This window comes from Acinetobacter sp. UC24323, assembly GCF_024151445.1.
In the GTDB taxonomy this organism is placed as follows: Bacteria; Pseudomonadota; Gammaproteobacteria; order Pseudomonadales; family Moraxellaceae; genus Acinetobacter; species Acinetobacter baumannii.
This window is the reverse complement of sequence record NZ_JAHIBY010000005.1, coordinates 87,568-104,310: the sequence shown is the minus strand read 5'-3', so window position 1 is coordinate 104,310 and position 16,743 is coordinate 87,568. Positions and strand designations below refer to the sequence as shown.

Below are 16,743 nucleotides of genomic sequence, written 5' to 3'. Positions count from 1 at the left end.
AAAAGCTCTCATGAGAGAGCTTGAGAATTAATCGTTTTAAAATGTTGAAAACAACAATTATCGAGAAAGATTTTTTAAAAGCAATTTTAAGCTTTCCATCATTTTTTCTAGTTGAAGAGGGGTGATACCTTCGAATGATTGTTCAAGTACTACACTCGTTAGATCATTAATTTTATTAATCATTTCTGTACCACGTTCGGTAAGATATACACGTGTAATACGACCATCTGATTGACAAGAATAGGTTTCAACTAAGCCTTCATCTTTTAAGCGATAAACAATTTTAGTGGTAGTCGACATTTTTGAAATAATCATATCAGATAGCTCTGATACGCTAGCGTGAGGTTTACTACTTAGTGCAAGCATAATACGTCGACGTGAATTATCTAGGCCATATTTTTTGAGGGCATTATCAATATTTTGAACATATTGAGCATGGACCTGAGTAATCCAATAATATGGAAAATCTTCAAGAGTGAAAGATTCTGTTGTAGGTAAAAAACGCGCATACTTCTTTGTCATTGACTTTTCCCCATACCTTGGTGGATCGCATTTTATGAAACTTATTTTAATAGTGGAAAAATATAGTTTCACTAAGCAAGTTATATCAGGACTTTAAGTCATGAGCAAAATTTATATTGTTTGATTAACAAGGACAAACTATAAATTTTCCTCTTCTGATAAAACTTATTCCTTACCGTTTATTTGAACTTGGCTAATCGCTTGGTCGTAAAATGAACGATATTTGTTTGCATGAGAATCGTAGAAAAAAAAACTCGTTTTGAACGTGACATTTCTATCAAAATTTTTTGTCTACAAAGTCATAACTTAAAAAAATAAATCCATTCAATAGGTAAATATTTAAATTAATCATATGTTTAAAAGATTTTTTGAAGATGAAAATTTACCATACATTTAACACAATTGATGAATTATCTATAAAATTAATGAATATTTGTTTGTAAGTTATTGATTTTAAATGTTAAAATTATTTGTGTGAATAAGGGGTAATTATTTCTCAAAGATTCAAATGTAATTCTACAAATTTTGAAATTAAAAGATGAGTATGGCCTCAAATTAAATTTTTAGTGTTTTACCTTAGAACAACTGATAACACATGCCGTTCAAATTAATCTATAAAACTGAGTACTAATAAAAAGGGAGAATCTATATTCTCCCTTTTTAAATTATGAGTTTGTTAATAATTTTTCTTCTTGATTCTTTTTAATGATGGCATAACTTACTCCCGTTACGATACTTCCAGCCGCAATTGCTGCAAGATACAACCACGCATGATTGATTGCATTCGGAATCAGTAGTACAAATACACCGCCGTGTGGAGTCACAAGCTCACAGTGAAATAAAGCAACTAATGCACCAGTTATTGCGCCACCTAGAATACAGGTTGGAATAACACGCATTGGATCTTTTGCTGCAAATGGAATTGCACCTTCTGAAATAAAGCATAAACCAAGTACAAAAGCAGCTTTACCTGCATCTTTTTCACCAGTACTAAATTTATTTCTAGCGAGGAAAGTTGCAATTGCCATCCCAATTGCAGGAACCATACCGCCTGCCATCGTGGCTGCCATTGGCATATAGGTATTGGTGGTAAGTAGTCCAACTGTAAAAGCATAAGCAGCTTTATTGATTGGTCCGCCCAAATCAATACACATCATACTTGCCAGAATAATTCCCATTAATACAGCATTTGTTGTGCCCATGTTGTTGAGGAAATCTTTCATTAACTCAAAAATATGTGCTACAGGTTGACCTACCACATAGAACATAATCAGCCCAACAGATAATGTTCCTAGTAATGGAATAATCAAAATGGGCTTAAGGGACTCTAAGCTAGTTGGGAGCTTAACTTTTTTAGCAATAAATAATGCGATATAACCTGCAAGGAAGCCAGAAACAATACCGCCTAAAAATCCTGCTTGTAACTGTGCTGCCAATAAACCCCCGATTAAACCGGGTGCAAGACCAGGGCGATCTGCAATGGAATATGCAATATAACCCGACAGCATGGGTACCATGAGGGTAAATGCTGCTGCGCCAATCTGTTTTAATATGGCTGGCAGACTACCAGCTTGTTCTGCTGCATTTAGGCCAAAACATAAAGAAAGTGCAATTAGCAAGCCACCCGCAACAACCATAGGCAGCATATAAGAAACACCAGTTAATAAGTGTTTATATACACCAACTTTTTCAGTTTTATCCTTATTTTCCGTTGTTGCTTGCTGTTTACCTTGTTCTAAAACCTGAGCATTAGCAATTGCCTCAGCAAAAGCCTTGTCGGTTTGTTTTAAAGCAAAACCAGTGCTACATCTATAGACACGCTTACCTACAAAGCGGTCAGTGTTGACTTCAATGTCAGTAGCAAGAATAACAATATCGGCATCAGCAATCGCTTGAGGTGATAAAATATTCTTCGCACCTACAGAACCTTGAGTTTCTACATCGATTTGATACCCAAGTCTTTCTGCACCTTGTTGTAACGCTTCAGCTGCCATAAATGTATGGGCAACTCCAGTTGGGCAAGCAGTAATGGCAACAAAATGAGTTGCTGTATGTGAAGCTTGCTTAGGTTTTTGTTCCCAATCATTTGCTGGTTTCGAGTGTTCAAGTGCCGTTAAAAGTGCTTTGTCTGCATCATCTTTAATATCTTCAATAGAAACTAAAGATAGAGCGTTTTGACCAAAAATATTTAGATTTTTAGGTTGTTGTCCAATAATAATGACATGATCAAAATGATCGCTTGATTCAAATTCATCGAGTGAAATGACACTATGTTTATAGCCGTGTTGGGTTGCGACTAAAGCAAGTTTACGAGCCAAGATTAAAGTATTGACTTGCTGTTGCGGATCATTAGTGACAAATAATAAATGTTTAGCAGTTTGCATCAGATTCACTCAATGAATTGATAATAGTTTGTGCTTTTAATTGGTTTAGAACCTCAGAAGTAGGGATTCGAAAACCAATTTGTGTTACAGCATGGCTTGCAATGGCTGTCGCAGTTTTTAAGGTCTCTTCAGGAGGCATTTGGTTAACAAGCCCATGGATCATGCCGGCTAAGAGTGAATCACCAGCGCCTACTGTACTTTTTACGATAACTTTTGGTGCTTGAGCATGTAAGGGGTGAGTGGCGTGTAACCAATTTACGCCATCTTCACCCATTGAGATAACCACATGCTCAATATTGGTTAAGCTATCAAAAAGTTCTCTTTGTTCAGCATAGCTTGTTGCTGGACGTTGATAACTTTCAACCAACTCATCGGTATTCGGTTTGATCATCCAAGGTTGACATTCAATTGCAGCAACCAATGCTTTACCACTGGTATCTAGGGCAACTTTCTTATTATTTTTTTTGATCAGTTGAATAAGTTGTTGTAACTCATCAATACTAAAACCTTGCGGGAGGCTACCAGCTATTGCAACAACCTCGACTTGTGGTAACAGAGCTTCAATCTTATTAAATAGCCTTTGTTTGTCTGTTTCAGAAACAAAGAAACCTTTGCCATTTAAATCTGTCATCCGCCCAGAATGCTCAGCAATTTTTATATTTTGACGTGTTTCACCATCAATATAAATAAACTCAGGTTGAAATTGAGCTTGTGCAAAATGTGTATCGAAAATTTGTCGATTATGCTCACCTAAAAAGCCGGTTACGATTACATCATGACCTAAGTCTTTTAATACTTGAGCAACATTAAGGCCTTTGCCAGCCGCATGAATTTCTACCGACTCTTGTCGGTTCACTTCTCCTACTAATAACTCATTCAGTTGAATGGTTACATCAATTGCAGGGTTTAAAGTAATTGTTAAAATTTTAGCCATTACTATTCCCAATCTTATAAGTCTTGTTCAGATAGCTGGCGCACAGCAGGGGCGCTATCGCATAGTAAAGCTTGTTGCGCAAGCTTTTGAGCATGGCTATAGCTTAGTGTACGGATTTGAGCTTTTACTAAAGGAATGCTATTTGGGGACATACTCAGTTCGTCTACGCCTAATCCCATGAGAATAGGTACAGCTTTCGGGTCTGCTGCAAGCTCACCACAGATTCCTACCCATTTGCCATATTTGTGGGCAGCTTTTACTGTTTGATCAATCAAATTAAGAATACTTGGATGTAATCCGTCTGCTTCCGCTGAGAGTATTGGATGGCCTCGGTCAATCGCTAAAGTATATTGGGTCAGGTCATTTGTGCCGATACTGAAAAAGTCGACTTCTTGTGCAAGAACCGGTGCAAGTAAAGCAGCAGACGGAACCTCAATCATAATACCAACTTGTAAATTGTCACATGGATGTTGGGCTCTTACTTCGTCAAGAATTGCTTTGGCTGCACGCCATTCTTCAACGCGTCCAATCATAGGGAACATAATGCGTAACGGACGATTATCAGATGCTTTTAGTAGAGCGGTTAATTGCTGTTTTAAAAGCTCAGGGCGTCTTAAAGTTAAACGAATTCCTCTTAACCCTAAGAATGGGTTTTCTTCTTCAGCAATTGGTAAGTAAGGTAAAGGCTTATCACCGCCTACATCTAATGTACGTACTACAAGCGGGCGACCTGCAAGTGCATCTAATACAACTCGGTAATCAGCCTCTTGAACAGCCTCATTAGGTGCACTGCTATGAGACATAAAAACAAGTTCGGTTCTAAGTAGGCCAATTGCTTCAGCACCACATTCTACTGCTTGTGCTGTCGCTTGAACTTTACCCAAATTGGCTGCAATTTCGATTTGGTGTTGATCTAAGGTAATTGCTGGCTCGTGGCTATGGCGTTCAGCTTCTTCACGAATTTGACGCTGTTGCTCACGCTCTTGCTTGGCTTGTTCGATTTGCGCTGCATCTGGATTTAAAACAAAAGTTCCAGTATCACCATTAATAAGTAAAGTGCTTTTCGGATCAATTTCTAGGACTTGTTCACCAGCACCCACAATAGCTGGAATGCCTAAAGCACGTGCGACAATTGCACTATGCGCACTTGCACCGCCTATAGCAGTTAGAATACCTGCGACTCGGTCTTTGTTGAGACGAGCGACATCACTTGGCCCCACGTCATGCATGATTAGAATATAAGGCTCTTTTGGCTCTTCAATAACCACTTCACCACATAATTGGGTTAAAACTCTGTCACCAATGTCACGTAGATCTGTTGCGCGTTCAGCGAGTAAACGATCTGGTAGAGCTTCCTGTGCTTTAGCTGCAGCTTCAATATGTTCATGCCACGCAGCTGGTGCTGATAAATTTTGATAAATTTTTTGATATACACCATTAATTAAATCAGGATCATCAAGCATTTCTAGGTGAGCTCGAAAGATTTGTTTAATTTCAGAGGCATCAGCTTTGGCTATGACTTGGTGAATATTGTTTTTTACTGCATGTAGGGCAATATCTAAATTTTCTTTCTCGACTTTTACGCCTGAACCCATACGTTCATATTGATAAACCTTTGGTTTAATCACATGGACAGGTCCAAAAGCTAAGCCACTTGATGCTGCAATTCCCGTATTGTTACCCAATGTCGTAGCATTTGATATTACCGTTTGAGCAGGGAGCTGGTCAGGTGTTTCACTGGTTACAGGTAGCGCTTCAATTTCTTCACCTAAGCCTTGCTGTACTGCCAAAATAACTTGATCTAAAGCCTCTACGGCATCGGTTTCTGGCTCAGCGATAAAACGTAGAGTTTGGCCACGCTTACAACCTAACGCTAAAAGACGAGTTAAACTTTTGGCAGAAACAAAGCTACCATCATCTACTGCAACTTGGATGTCGCCTTGAAAGGTTTTTGTAAGATTGACAAGGTGTGTAGCTGGTCGGGCATGTAAGCCGTGTGCATTTGCCAGTACTACTGAACGTTGAGGCCAGTCCGGAACAACGTCAGCTCCAATAATTTTTGCAATTTCGTTTGGAGTTTGAGTTTTATCTAGCTCGGCAACTTGCTCAGGGTTAAATAAAATATCAATTAAACGATTAAATCTTTCATTATCGAGTTGGTCATTGGCTGCTATACAAACGAGGGTGTTCAGCTTTTTACCATTTAGCTCTAAAGCCTGTGATGGTTTAGTAATGCTAATAGCGGGTTGCTGAACAAAGTGATTGCTAGAAATGGACCAGATTTGATCTTGCAGTTGAATAGCTTGTTCTGGATCAAGTGAGCTTAGAAAACCACATTTTACAAAATTATGTTTTTTGAGTGTTTGAGAAGCTGCCCAAAATAAATCTTCGATATCTTGTGCGTCGATTTCGGTTTGAATAAGATTTTCATGAAGCGCTAAGGATAATGGCTGAGCTTGTAGTAATTCGATAATCTGCTCAGGTTTAGAAGCATTCTTTACTTGTTCGCTGACGTCATGCATTAATGCACGAGTAAGAATTTGCAAAACTTGCAAATGTTCATCAGATTTTGCTGCAATCACTACAGCTAAATAAATTTTATTTTCTCCATCCCAGATCACACCTTCGGGGAAATGGGCTAAGCGGATACCTGTTTTTAAAATATATTCACGTGATTGAGGAGTACCGTGAGGAATGGCAATGCCTTGGCCTAAATAAGTCGCGCTTTGTTGTTCACGATTGATGAGTCCCGTTATATATTCAGGCGTAACTAACCCATCTTTTTCTAATATATCTACTAGACACTTTAATGCATGTGTTTTATCAACAGCATGTTGATTCATATGAATATGTTGAGGCTCTAGTGCTAGCATAATTATCCTTGAACAATTTCTTTGGCTTTAGCTAAAACAGAAAAAAAGAAGCTGTTTGCATTAAACAAGTAAATATACCTGTTTTTTGACAACAGCTTCAGATGAATTACCTTAGCAGAACTTTAACGGTATATCGACGCATTTAAGTAAAAAGCTGCTCGTTTTTAATACAAAAAAACCTCTAAGCCGGATTACTGACTTAGAGGCGAAAATAAAAGCAGTGATTAATGTTTAATTTCTTGTTCTAAAATAGACCAGAGTTTTTGATGTGATTTTTTAAATAACAGCATATGGCCAATTGATTTATAGCCTAAATCTTTTGGGCTAAGTTCAATCATTTTTTTATTTGCATTTGGATATAAACTTAATAATTCTTGTACGTTACGTTTGGTTGCAATCTCATCATCATCAGCCCAAATAGCCGTAATGGGACATTGAATATCTGAATGAAAATCATGAAAAATCGTCTTGCCTATGGCGTTTTTTACATATCCGGGACGGCTACAAAACTCTCGCCATTGTTGAGCAACTTTTTTAGGTAGATTTTCTCCCATACCAATGAATTGAGTTGCTCCATAACCTTTAACAAGACTAGAAATAGGGAAGATAAGATTAAACATAACTGGCGCTAAAACCTTGGTTTTTCCTTTAAGGCCTTTAATATGTCCAGTTGAACCTGCAACCGTTATCACTTTTGCGACTTTATTATAGTTAGGTACGACTCCTAGTAGTTGTCCGCCAGCACTATGTCCAATAAGAATAACTTGATTTGCTTTCGTTTTTATTAATAAAGCATCAATTGCAGCAGGAATATCAAGTGTTCCCCAGTCGGTAATACTTGCGGTACTTTGTTTTAAAGCTCCATGTAGGGACTCGCCAATACCACGGAAGTCAAAACTCAATACATCATAGCCTTGTTGGCTTAACCACGTTGCGAAAGAGTGATAAAAGTTTTTAGTTATACCTGTTGCTGGACAAATCAGGATAGGGTATTCAGCTTTCTTTTCTTGAGCAGGATAAAATTGAGCTGCAAGCTGATAACCATCTTTGCAGGTAATCCAAAAAGATGCAAAAGTCTTATCCATAGATTTAAAGTTAATTGGCTAATCATTTATCTTAATGTACACGAGTTCTGAAAAGGTACTTGATTAAAATGTGACTATAAAGTCAAGATTTATGTTATATAGCTCATCAAATTTTAATAAAACGAATAATGGAAATTATGGATTTATCAAAAGCTGTACAGCTGGCTATTGTCTTTAGTGGCGTCTTTTTATGGATAGGAATGTTAACTGGAGTATGGAAATATTGGCAAATACGCCGTTCCGAATTAAGCCGTGCACATTATTATGTAGATATTGCACATAGAAGCAGTTTGCTTTATGCAGCAGCCACACTTATTCTGGCTGTATTGAGCTATTTCACGATTTTAAATGAAGATATTGCTTTATGGTGTGTATTGGCAAATATACTGTTTTTTAGTTTCTCAATTTTAGTTTATATCATCCACGGATTTTTGCAGGATACGACCAATCAGTTTAAACAACCTCATAGGTTAGGGCATTTCAGTTTACCTACATGGTTGATGACGTTTATGATGTTCGCTTTAATTATTACTGAGCTATTAGCAACTGCTATTTTAGTGATGGGGACAATTTTATTGTTTTTAAGCAAATAAAAATGGATGATCGCTCATCCATTTTTAGAATTCTTATTTTTGTTGACTAAGTCGTCTTTTAGCTAATTTTCGCATTTTGTGGTCGACAAAGGCCCATACACAAAATACAAAAGAAACAACCATGGCATACATAAAGTATTCGGGTTTCAGATTCCCTTTAATCATACCTTGAAACAGTAAAGTCAGCATAAGAGCAAGCGTCGTTACTCCATAAACAACTGAATCTTTGCTGTTCAGAGTGTTAATGAAGACTTGTTTGTTGAAATGTAATGATAACATCTCCATCCCTCCTTGTGGTTGCGCTAAAACCGAATGTTTTAGTCAAGAATAAGTTTAATGTTGTACTTGTATTTTTAGCTTAATTCAATAGTCAATAGAAAATTTTTTGAACAGTTTTATAAAAACTTCTATGTTTATAAATGGTTAAGGTATTAAAAAAGTAAATATTAAACATTTTTGTATAAAATAATTACTTTTTTAGAAAAGAGAAATTATTTAAATGAAAAGTGTAATAATTTCTCTATTCTTTAAATTTGCTTTAGCTACTTTGTTTTTTTAAAAAAACATCAATAGCGTGTTGAGCAATTTCAGCATCTTCAAAAGATTGAACACCTGAAACACCAATCGCGCCTAAAATCTGGCCTTCATAAATAATCGCTTTTCCGCCTTCTAGCATACCTTGAGCACTTGGCATACTCAAGAAACCAAGACGACCATTTTGAAGAAGCTCTTCGTAAAATTTTGAAGGACGACCGCTCATTGATGAGCATTTAGCTTTTTCTAAGCAAAGATGCGTGGTGAGAGGAGAAGCGCCATCTAGACGTTTCATAAGTAATAAAGAGCTTGTTTCATCAACAATGGCTATACTGACTTTAAAGTTGTGTTCAATTGCATATTTCTGAGCTTCTTCCATTAAAAACTCAGCATCTGCTAATGTTAAATAATATTTACTTTTCATTTATGCTCTTCTTTCCTGAGTAAGCTAAAAATTATTTTAGTGTAATATTACAGTAAAAATTAATTATATCTATAGTTGAATTGTCACTAAATGCTGATGTTAGAAATAAAATGCTGGTTGGGTAAACGCAGCATTTTATTCAATATATAAAATCATGTTTGGGTAAAACTCGATTTCAAAAAAACATCAGATTAAATGCTTTTATGTTTAACTTTGTCGATAAGAGTAGTCACTACAAGAACAACTAAAGATGGGATCAACCATGCCAAGTTTTGTTCATTTAACGGTAAGTGTTGAAGGAAATTAGGGAGGTAATCACCAAAGCCTGCAACCTTAAGCCCGTCAATAATTCCGAAAATTAAAGCAATGCTTGTTACTGAACCGACAATAAAAGATGGTTTATGCCAAAATTTCCAGAAGAAACTGAGCATAATAACTACAATTGCAGGCGGATAAATTGCACTCAAGACAGGTACTGATACGGCAATTAGCTTAGTCAATCCAAGGTTGGAAATAATGAAAGAAAAACCAACTAAGATGAAAACTAAAAGCTTATATGGCAATTTGGTGAGTTGAGCGAAATATTCAGCACATGCACAAGTTAAACCAATTGCAGTAACCATACATGCTAAGAAAATGAGGCCTGTTAAGAAGAGTGAACCCATATTCCCAAAAGCATGTTGAACATATGCATGTAGGATTACAGCACCATTTGCTGCATTAGGAGCGACTTCATGACTACCCAAACCTAATTTAAATAAGCTTAAGTAAACTAAAGTAAGTCCTACACCAGAAATAAGGCTGGCAATAATTGCATACTTGGTTACTAGCTTGTTGTCAGTAACACCACGCGAATAGATCGCTTGAATAATGACGATACCAAATACTAAGGCACCTAAAGTATCCATGGTGAGATAACCATTTACGAAACCTTCTGAAACAGGAGAGTTAACGTAATGATTAATTGGAGCAGGAACATAACCCGCAGGAATCATAACCGCTGCAATACCTAAAATTGCTAAAGCGATAATTTTCAGAGGAGCTAGAACATGTCCAACTGTGTCTAAAAGCTTGTTCGGATATAAAGAAACGACAGTTACAAATGCGAAGTAAATTGCACTGTAAATTAAAAGGCTACTGCTAGACGTTCCAAAATAAGATGAGAAACCAATTTCATAAGAAACTGTCGCGGTGCGTGGTGTAGCAAATAAAGGGCCAACTGATAGATAACAAACTACAGTTAAGATCAGACTTGCGATACGACCTAGCGGTGAACTAATAATTTCAATGGAACCCTGCATACGAGAGAGGGCCATAATGGTAATTACAGGTAAACCAACGGCAGTAATCAAAAAACCTATGGCAGCTAGCCATACATGATCACCAGCTTGTTGAGCGACAATGGGAGGAAAGATAATATTGCCAGCCCCAATAAAGAGGGCAAAGGTCATAAAACCTAAGGCAATAATATCTCCGGTACGAAGCTGTTGCATAAATTAAATTTAACAAAAAAGAAAGAATTTTAGAGCAAAAGAGATCATGATCAAGCGCTATTTTATGTGAAAAAGCTTTTTTTTAGGCCGTATCAATCATCCAGAGATATTAAAAATATCAACTGGTTAAGTTATCTACTTGAAAACTCATTGAAAGAAATAAAGAAAACATTTTTTAGGTCTGACTTTTTAAAGAAATTGTGTAAAAATGAAAATATAAATTTCTATTATGAATGTTGAATATTTGGACATTTAAAGCTTTCCGCCTATCCTACATCCATTCTAAAATATTCTAAATTAACTAACATTTTTGTGGGCGTGGTAAAAGCAGTGCCTACGAGGATAAAATTGAATGAGAGCTTCTACTGTTACAATTAAAACTGAACAAGATCTAGAAAAATTAAGAGTTTCTGGGCGTTTGGCTGCACAAGTTTTAGAAATGATAGGGGAGTATGTTAAGCCAGGTGTAACAACTGAATATTTAGACAATATTTGTAATGATTACATCGTAAATACTTTAAAAGTTATACCGGCTAATGTAGGTTATCATGGATTCACAAAAACAATATGTACTTCAGTCAATGAAGTGGTATGTCACGGTATCCCTTCTCAAAATAAAATTTTAAAAGATGGCGATATTATTAATATTGATGTAGCAATTATTAAAGATGGCTATTTTGGTGATACGAGCCGTATGTACTATGTCGGTAACGTAAATCCACATGCTAAAAAATTAGTTGAAACTACTTATGAAGCAATGGTCGCTGGTATACATGCAGTTAAACCAGGGGCGACTTTAGGGGATATTGGTTACGCTATTCAATCGGTCGCTCATCGCGAAGGATATAGCATTGTTCGTGAATATTGCGGGCATGGCATTGGTAAAGTTTATCATGAACAACCTAATATTCTGCATTATGGACAACGCGGCCAAGGTCTTGTTTTGAAAAAAGGGATGGTCTTTACAATTGAACCTATGGTTAATGCAGGCAAACCTCAGGTAAAAGAATTAAGTGACGGCTGGACCGTAATTACCCAAGATCATTCGTTATCTGCTCAATGGGAACATATGGTTGCTGTTACAGATACAGGGTTTGAATTATTAACGCCGTGGCCCGAAGGTGTGGGAAATTATCCAGAAATTTAATATGCATAAAAAGTTCGATAATCTATCGAACTTTTTTATGCCGCTTTGATTTATGGATGTTCTGAAAGATGTTCCACTAAATAATCAATAAATACACGTACAGCTGGCAGTAAACCTCTTCGTGACGGATAAACAGCATGGAATATACCGTGGGCTGCTTTCCAGTCTGGCAAGATTTGTACAAGTTGACCTGATTTTACAAAATCCTCAGCTGCTGTGTCAGGTAATAAGGCAATACCACAATTTTGACTTGCAAGTTGGGCAAGCATATAAATATTTGTTCCCATGATAGTTGGGCTAACTTTCACTTTCTTCAGTTGGTTGTCTGGGCCATGCAATATAAATTGTTGATCTAAATGCTCTTCAGACAAGCTTAAAATACGATGATCACTTAATTCATCAGGTGACTTAATATTACCAAACTCATTTAAATAAGCTTGGCTTGCAAAGAGACTTTGTTCTATTAGCGCAAACTGTCTTAATACCAAACTAGGGTCATCATCTAGTTTAGATCTGACCCGTAGAGCAATATCAATCCCTTCATTAATTACATCAACGCGTCGATTACTTACAATAAGTTGTAAACGAATTTCAGGATATTTTTTTAAAAATGCTGGCAAAATTTTGGGTAGCTGGTTTTGTGCTATATCTACAGGAACGCTTACTTTGACTACACCTCTTGGTTGAATACTTAAGTGATCAACCAAATCATGAGCTGCTTGTGCGGCATTCATCATGACTTGGGCGTGTCTATAAATATCCATACCAATATCGGTAACTGCAAAATGACGAGAACTGCGCTGAATTAAGCGAACCCCTAAATTTTCCTCTAAGTTATAAACACGACGACTTAATTTTGATTTTGGAATATCCGTAACACGTTCGGCGGCACTAAATCCACCATGCTCAACAACAAGGGCAAAACAATAAAAATCATCAAGATCTGTGAGCATTAAAATATCCTATTTATGCAACACTAAAGATTTTACATTATTACTTTTGCAACGATAAAGTTTGATTTTAATTTTTTGTAAAAAGCTTATAAATAAACCATAAAAGAGAGAACTAAATAATTTGAAATCTCATTGTAATTACATTGAAATTATTTTGTAATTTATTTTCTTAAATTAATAAGCAAATATGGCGCTTATAGGCTAATTCTCCTAAAATATATTTTTCTCGATTTTTTAAATAATATGTCTTACCAGTTAGTTGAATTAGAGAACGCAACCGCTAATATTATTTGCCCGATTTGTAAGCTTGCCGTTATTGATTGGACACAAGAGCAATATGTTCAACCTTGTGAACATACAGTATTTATTGCAATGGACTTAGGATTTGAATTTGTTGCTGACCGTTTTGAACAAGTTATGAATCAAAACGTAGATGAGTTACATGAAGATCCGAACATAAATATTTTTGATGCGATAACTACTACACCCTATAAAAATTTAACTATTTTAAAAGCAGATCTTGGTGTAGATGGGCTATTTCGTTATGTCGGTATAAGTGATTGTTAAATTTATAAGTATAAAAAAGCCAATCTTTCGATTGGCTTTTTTATTATTAAGCTTCTGGAGCTGCGCTGTATTGTTCGATTAATGGTTTTAATTCGCCATTTTGGAACATTTCAAGCATGATATCGCTACCACCAATAAGCTCGCCGTTTACCCATAATTGTGGGAAAGTAGGCCAGTTTGCAATTTTTGGTAAAGTTGCACGAATATCAGGGTTTTCTAAGATGTTCACATATGCAAATGGACGACCAATTTGACTGAGCGCCTCTACTGCACGTGCAGAGAAACCACATTGTGGAAACTGTGGAGTGCCTTTCATGTAAAGTAAAACGGGATGCTTCGCAATTTGATCGCGAATTAACGCTTCAGTATCACGTGCTTGTTCAGTCATAAATAGATCCTCAACTAATCTTGCAGCATTATAGGGGGTGTTCACATCGCTTTGCAAACCGCCTTGTTGCTTAAAGTTGCACAGAATATTCAATATTTTATTGTATAAACCGAAGCGATAGCAAAAAGCAGACGAAATTTTAGATAAATGAATGATGAGACTTTTCATCAGTGCAAGTTTTTGTTTATATAAACCCTTCTTAAAACCTCATACAGACAGAGTTCGTGATGACTGATATTACCCTAGCTCCAGTACAACCTGATCAACCAACACATTTAATGGCTACTTATGGTCGCCAAGCGATCAGTTTTGTTCGAGGCCGAGGGGCGTATCTTTATACACAAGATGGTACAGAATATTTAGATGCACTCACTGGTATTGCTGTATGTGGTTTAGGGCATGCTCATCCAGCTATTGCAGACGCCATTGCAGAGCAAGCAGCTACACTAGTGCATACGAGTAATTTGTTTGAAATTCCTTGGCAAACTGCGGCTGCTCAAAAGCTTGCTGAAGTTTCAGGTATGGAAGAAATTTTCTTTTCAAACAGTGGCGCCGAGTCAAATGAAGGGGCAATTAAAATTGCTCGTAAATTTGGTACTCAACAAGGTATAAGCTTGCCAAAGATTATTGTTGCTGAGCAGTCATTTCATGGTCGTACTTTAGCGACCCTGTCAGCAACTGGTAACAAGAAAGTACAAGACGGTTTTGCGCCTTTAGTGGAAGGCTTTATTCGAGTGCCATTTGGTGATATTGAAGCCATCCAAGAGGCTGCCTTACAGCATCCAGATATCGTTGCTATTTTAATTGAACCAATTCAAGGTGAAGGTGGTATTAATACTGCACCACAAGGATTTAGCTATTTAGAAGAAGTTCGCCAAATTTGTAACCAGCATAACTGGTTAATGATGCTAGATGAAATTCAAACTGGTAATGGCCGTACTGGTAAATACTTTGCGTATCAACATACAAATATTATTCCGGATGTTTTGACCACAGCAAAAGGTTTGGGTAACGGTTTTCCGGTGGGTGCTGTAATGACTCAAGGTAAAGCGGTAGGGTTATTAGGGCCTGGCAGTCATGGTTCTACTTATGGTGGTACAGTATTGGGTTCTCGTGTGGTTTACACGGTAATTGATACGATCCAGAAGGAAAATGCAGTAGAGAATGCAGCAGTAGTGGGTAATTATATTGTTGACCAATTACGTGCTCAATTGTCGGATAAGAATGTGCAAGTACGTGGTTTCGGTATGATGATTGGTATCCAATTACCTAAAGATTGTGCTGAGCTCGTTGCGATTGCTCGTGATGAATACAAACTTATTATTAACGTTACGGCAGGTTCGGTGGTTCGTTTATTACCGCCAATTAACATGACACAAGCTCAAGCTGATATTTTGCTAGAGCGTTTAGTCGCATTAATTACGAATTATCTTTAAGTTTAAAAACAATAAAAATGGGCGTTAATCGCCCATTTTTATTTTTTCTATTTAGCCTGAAATATATTGTTTTAATTGTTCAATCAAAACTTTCTGGTCTTCCATTGCGGCTTTAACCAAGTCACCAATTGAAATGAAACCAACCAATTTTCCATTATCTAATACAGGTAAGTGACGTAAATGACGATCAGTCATGAGCTGTAAACATTCTTCAACCGTATTATTTAAACCTACCGTAATCACTTTTGCTGTCATAATTTCAGCAACAGTAGTGCTATAAGATGAGCGCTCCATAAGCGTTACTTTTCGTGTGTAATCGCGTTCAGATAATATTCCAACAACTTGTTCACCTTCTGCTACGACTAAAGCACCAATACCTTTTTCAGCCATAATCGTAATTGCTTCGAGGACAGTTGCTTCGGGTGAAATTGTAAAAATGGCTTGTTCAGATTTGTTCTTAATTACTTGTGCAACGATAGTCATTTCTTCTGTCCTGTTGTTTTATCATTTTGATTTAAATTAGCTCGATTTTTGAAAAATGCAAAGACTTGCTAGTCATTCAAATATAAGTTTTATGCTTAAGCGTTCAAAAAGCACGCTATCTTGGGTAGCTCAAAGAAACTTTAAGCTACCTGCCATTTTGGATGATTAAAAAAGAAATGATGCATTTGCTGTGTAGATAACTTCAACTTGCGATGAGATGAGTTAAATAAAGCAGGAGTGACTTTTAACCGTGTTAAAGTAGGTAATAAAGATTCATGGAAGTCTTTTGGGGTAATTTTTCTTGGCTTGTAATTGGGCCAGTGAGTTTTGGCGTATCGATGTGCTTGTACTCCATTTAGCCAGAACGGAAAAATAAAATCTTCCTGATCTGATTTAATGGCCCAGCCTTCATCAAATAGTCCCCACAGAACCCCGCAGTACATCATGGTTCTTAAAATATAAATCTTGATCATCAAGTCTTTAGAAACCGGTTGTAGATTACTTAAACTGTTCATTTTAAATTTAAAGGTTTTCAACTTGTCCTGCTTATTATAAGAGAACCACATGACATTTCAGTTTAAACAGGTGTCAAATCGTAAACAAATATTGATGAGTAGAAATATCTATACAAATAAATGCTGGATAAGGGGGACTTTCTAAGTCACGACTGAAGTGGCGAAGTAAGGCTTTAGATAAATAGGTAATTTTGGTTTTGTATAGGTATAAAAAAATGCCACCTGAGCAAGACAAAGCAGCTAAAGCTTTGACAAAGCGCAAGATGAACGAAGTTATGGTTAATTTGTATTGAACTTTTTACAGGTATAAAAAAACGCCACCTGAGCAAGACAAAGCGGCTAAAGCTTTGGCGAAGCGCAAGATGAACATAGTTATGGTTAATTTATATTGAATTTTTTACAGACATAAAAA

General features: G+C 36.6%; 16 protein-coding genes. 4 read left to right on the top strand and 12 right to left on the bottom strand.

The window, feature by feature from the left end:
• Positions 1 to 57 precede the first annotated feature (57 nt).
• The 5 genes from KNQ97_RS08625 to KNQ97_RS08605 form a co-directional block, all read right to left on the bottom strand.
• A complete protein-coding gene (locus KNQ97_RS08625) occupies positions 58 to 522 on the bottom strand; it encodes a MarR family winged helix-turn-helix transcriptional regulator (protein ID WP_000163427.1) in 465 nt (154 codons plus the stop codon).
• Between the two features lie 665 nt (positions 523 to 1,187).
• Complete coding sequence (locus tag KNQ97_RS08620; RefSeq protein ID WP_253612092.1) at positions 1,188 to 2,906, bottom strand: fructose-specific PTS transporter subunit EIIC; 1,719 nt, start codon at positions 2,904 to 2,906, stop codon at positions 1,188 to 1,190.
• Positions 2,893 to 3,840, bottom strand: coding sequence for a 1-phosphofructokinase (gene pfkB, locus KNQ97_RS08615; RefSeq protein WP_253612090.1), 948 nt, complete (start codon positions 3,838 to 3,840; stop codon positions 2,893 to 2,895). The genes KNQ97_RS08620 and pfkB overlap by 14 nt, the downstream gene beginning before the upstream one ends.
• Positions 3,841 to 3,854: 14 nt before the next feature.
• Entirely contained in the window at positions 3,855 to 6,713 is a 2,859-nt protein-coding gene (ptsP, locus tag KNQ97_RS08610; protein ID WP_253612088.1) for a phosphoenolpyruvate--protein phosphotransferase, read from the bottom strand.
• A gap of 224 nt (positions 6,714 to 6,937) precedes the next feature.
• Positions 6,938 to 7,798, bottom strand: coding sequence for an alpha/beta fold hydrolase (locus KNQ97_RS08605; protein WP_238971437.1), 861 nt, complete (start codon positions 7,796 to 7,798; stop codon positions 6,938 to 6,940).
• A gap of 137 nt (positions 7,799 to 7,935) precedes the next feature.
• Between KNQ97_RS08605 and KNQ97_RS08600 the strand changes: the two genes are divergently transcribed.
• Entirely contained in the window at positions 7,936 to 8,391 is a 456-nt protein-coding gene (locus KNQ97_RS08600) for a hypothetical protein (protein WP_000365974.1), read from the top strand.
• A 33-nt stretch (positions 8,392 to 8,424) separates the two neighbouring features.
• Here KNQ97_RS08600 and KNQ97_RS08595 read toward each other — a convergent pair whose 3' ends face one another.
• The 3 genes from KNQ97_RS08595 to brnQ all read right to left on the bottom strand — a co-directional run bounded on the left by KNQ97_RS08595 (position 8,425) and on the right by brnQ (position 10,842).
• Entirely contained in the window at positions 8,425 to 8,670 is a 246-nt protein-coding gene (locus KNQ97_RS08595; RefSeq protein ID WP_000949688.1) for a hypothetical protein, read from the bottom strand.
• 259 nt (positions 8,671 to 8,929) lie between these two features.
• Positions 8,930 to 9,349 carry a heme-binding protein gene (locus KNQ97_RS08590; protein WP_000838065.1) on the bottom strand — a complete coding sequence of 140 codons (420 nt, stop codon included), beginning with the start codon at positions 9,347 to 9,349 and terminating at the stop codon, positions 8,930 to 8,932.
• Positions 9,350 to 9,540: 191 nt separating this feature from the next.
• A complete protein-coding gene (gene brnQ, locus KNQ97_RS08585; protein ID WP_001186685.1) occupies positions 9,541 to 10,842 on the bottom strand; it encodes a branched-chain amino acid transport system II carrier protein in 1,302 nt (433 codons plus the stop codon).
• Between the two features lie 352 nt (positions 10,843 to 11,194).
• Here brnQ and map point away from each other — a divergent pair, with 352 nt between their 5' ends.
• A complete protein-coding gene (gene map / locus KNQ97_RS08580; RefSeq protein WP_001202778.1) occupies positions 11,195 to 11,989 on the top strand; it encodes a type I methionyl aminopeptidase in 795 nt (264 codons plus the stop codon).
• Between the two features lie 50 nt (positions 11,990 to 12,039).
• On the opposite strand, the gene KNQ97_RS08575 is transcribed toward map, so the two are convergent.
• Positions 12,040 to 12,942, bottom strand: a complete 903-nt coding sequence (locus KNQ97_RS08575) for a LysR family transcriptional regulator (protein ID WP_000954523.1) — start codon at positions 12,940 to 12,942, stop codon at positions 12,040 to 12,042.
• Positions 12,943 to 13,185: 243 nt separating this feature from the next.
• Between KNQ97_RS08575 and KNQ97_RS08570 the strand changes: the two genes are divergently transcribed.
• Positions 13,186 to 13,509: a hypothetical protein gene (locus KNQ97_RS08570; protein ID WP_253612086.1), complete on the top strand. Its 324-nt coding sequence runs from the start codon at positions 13,186 to 13,188 to the stop codon at positions 13,507 to 13,509.
• A gap of 46 nt (positions 13,510 to 13,555) precedes the next feature.
• Here KNQ97_RS08570 and grxD read toward each other — a convergent pair whose 3' ends face one another.
• Positions 13,556 to 13,897, bottom strand: coding sequence for a Grx4 family monothiol glutaredoxin (gene grxD / locus KNQ97_RS08565; RefSeq protein ID WP_000138830.1), 342 nt, complete (start codon positions 13,895 to 13,897; stop codon positions 13,556 to 13,558).
• Positions 13,898 to 14,124: 227 nt separating this feature from the next.
• Between grxD and KNQ97_RS08560 the strand changes: the two genes are divergently transcribed.
• Positions 14,125 to 15,333: an aspartate aminotransferase family protein gene (locus KNQ97_RS08560; RefSeq protein ID WP_253612084.1), complete on the top strand. Its 1,209-nt coding sequence runs from the start codon at positions 14,125 to 14,127 to the stop codon at positions 15,331 to 15,333.
• Positions 15,334 to 15,384: 51 nt separating this feature from the next.
• Here KNQ97_RS08560 and KNQ97_RS08555 read toward each other — a convergent pair whose 3' ends face one another.
• Both KNQ97_RS08555 and KNQ97_RS08550 read right to left on the bottom strand, forming a co-directional pair.
• Positions 15,385 to 15,816 (bottom strand): CBS domain-containing protein, encoded by a 432-nt coding sequence (locus KNQ97_RS08555; RefSeq protein ID WP_000156920.1) that lies wholly within the window; start codon positions 15,814 to 15,816, stop codon positions 15,385 to 15,387.
• Between the two features lie 140 nt (positions 15,817 to 15,956).
• Entirely contained in the window at positions 15,957 to 16,331 is a 375-nt protein-coding gene (locus KNQ97_RS08550; protein ID WP_001087274.1) for a DUF2750 domain-containing protein, read from the bottom strand.
• Positions 16,332 to 16,743: the final 412 nt, after the last annotated feature.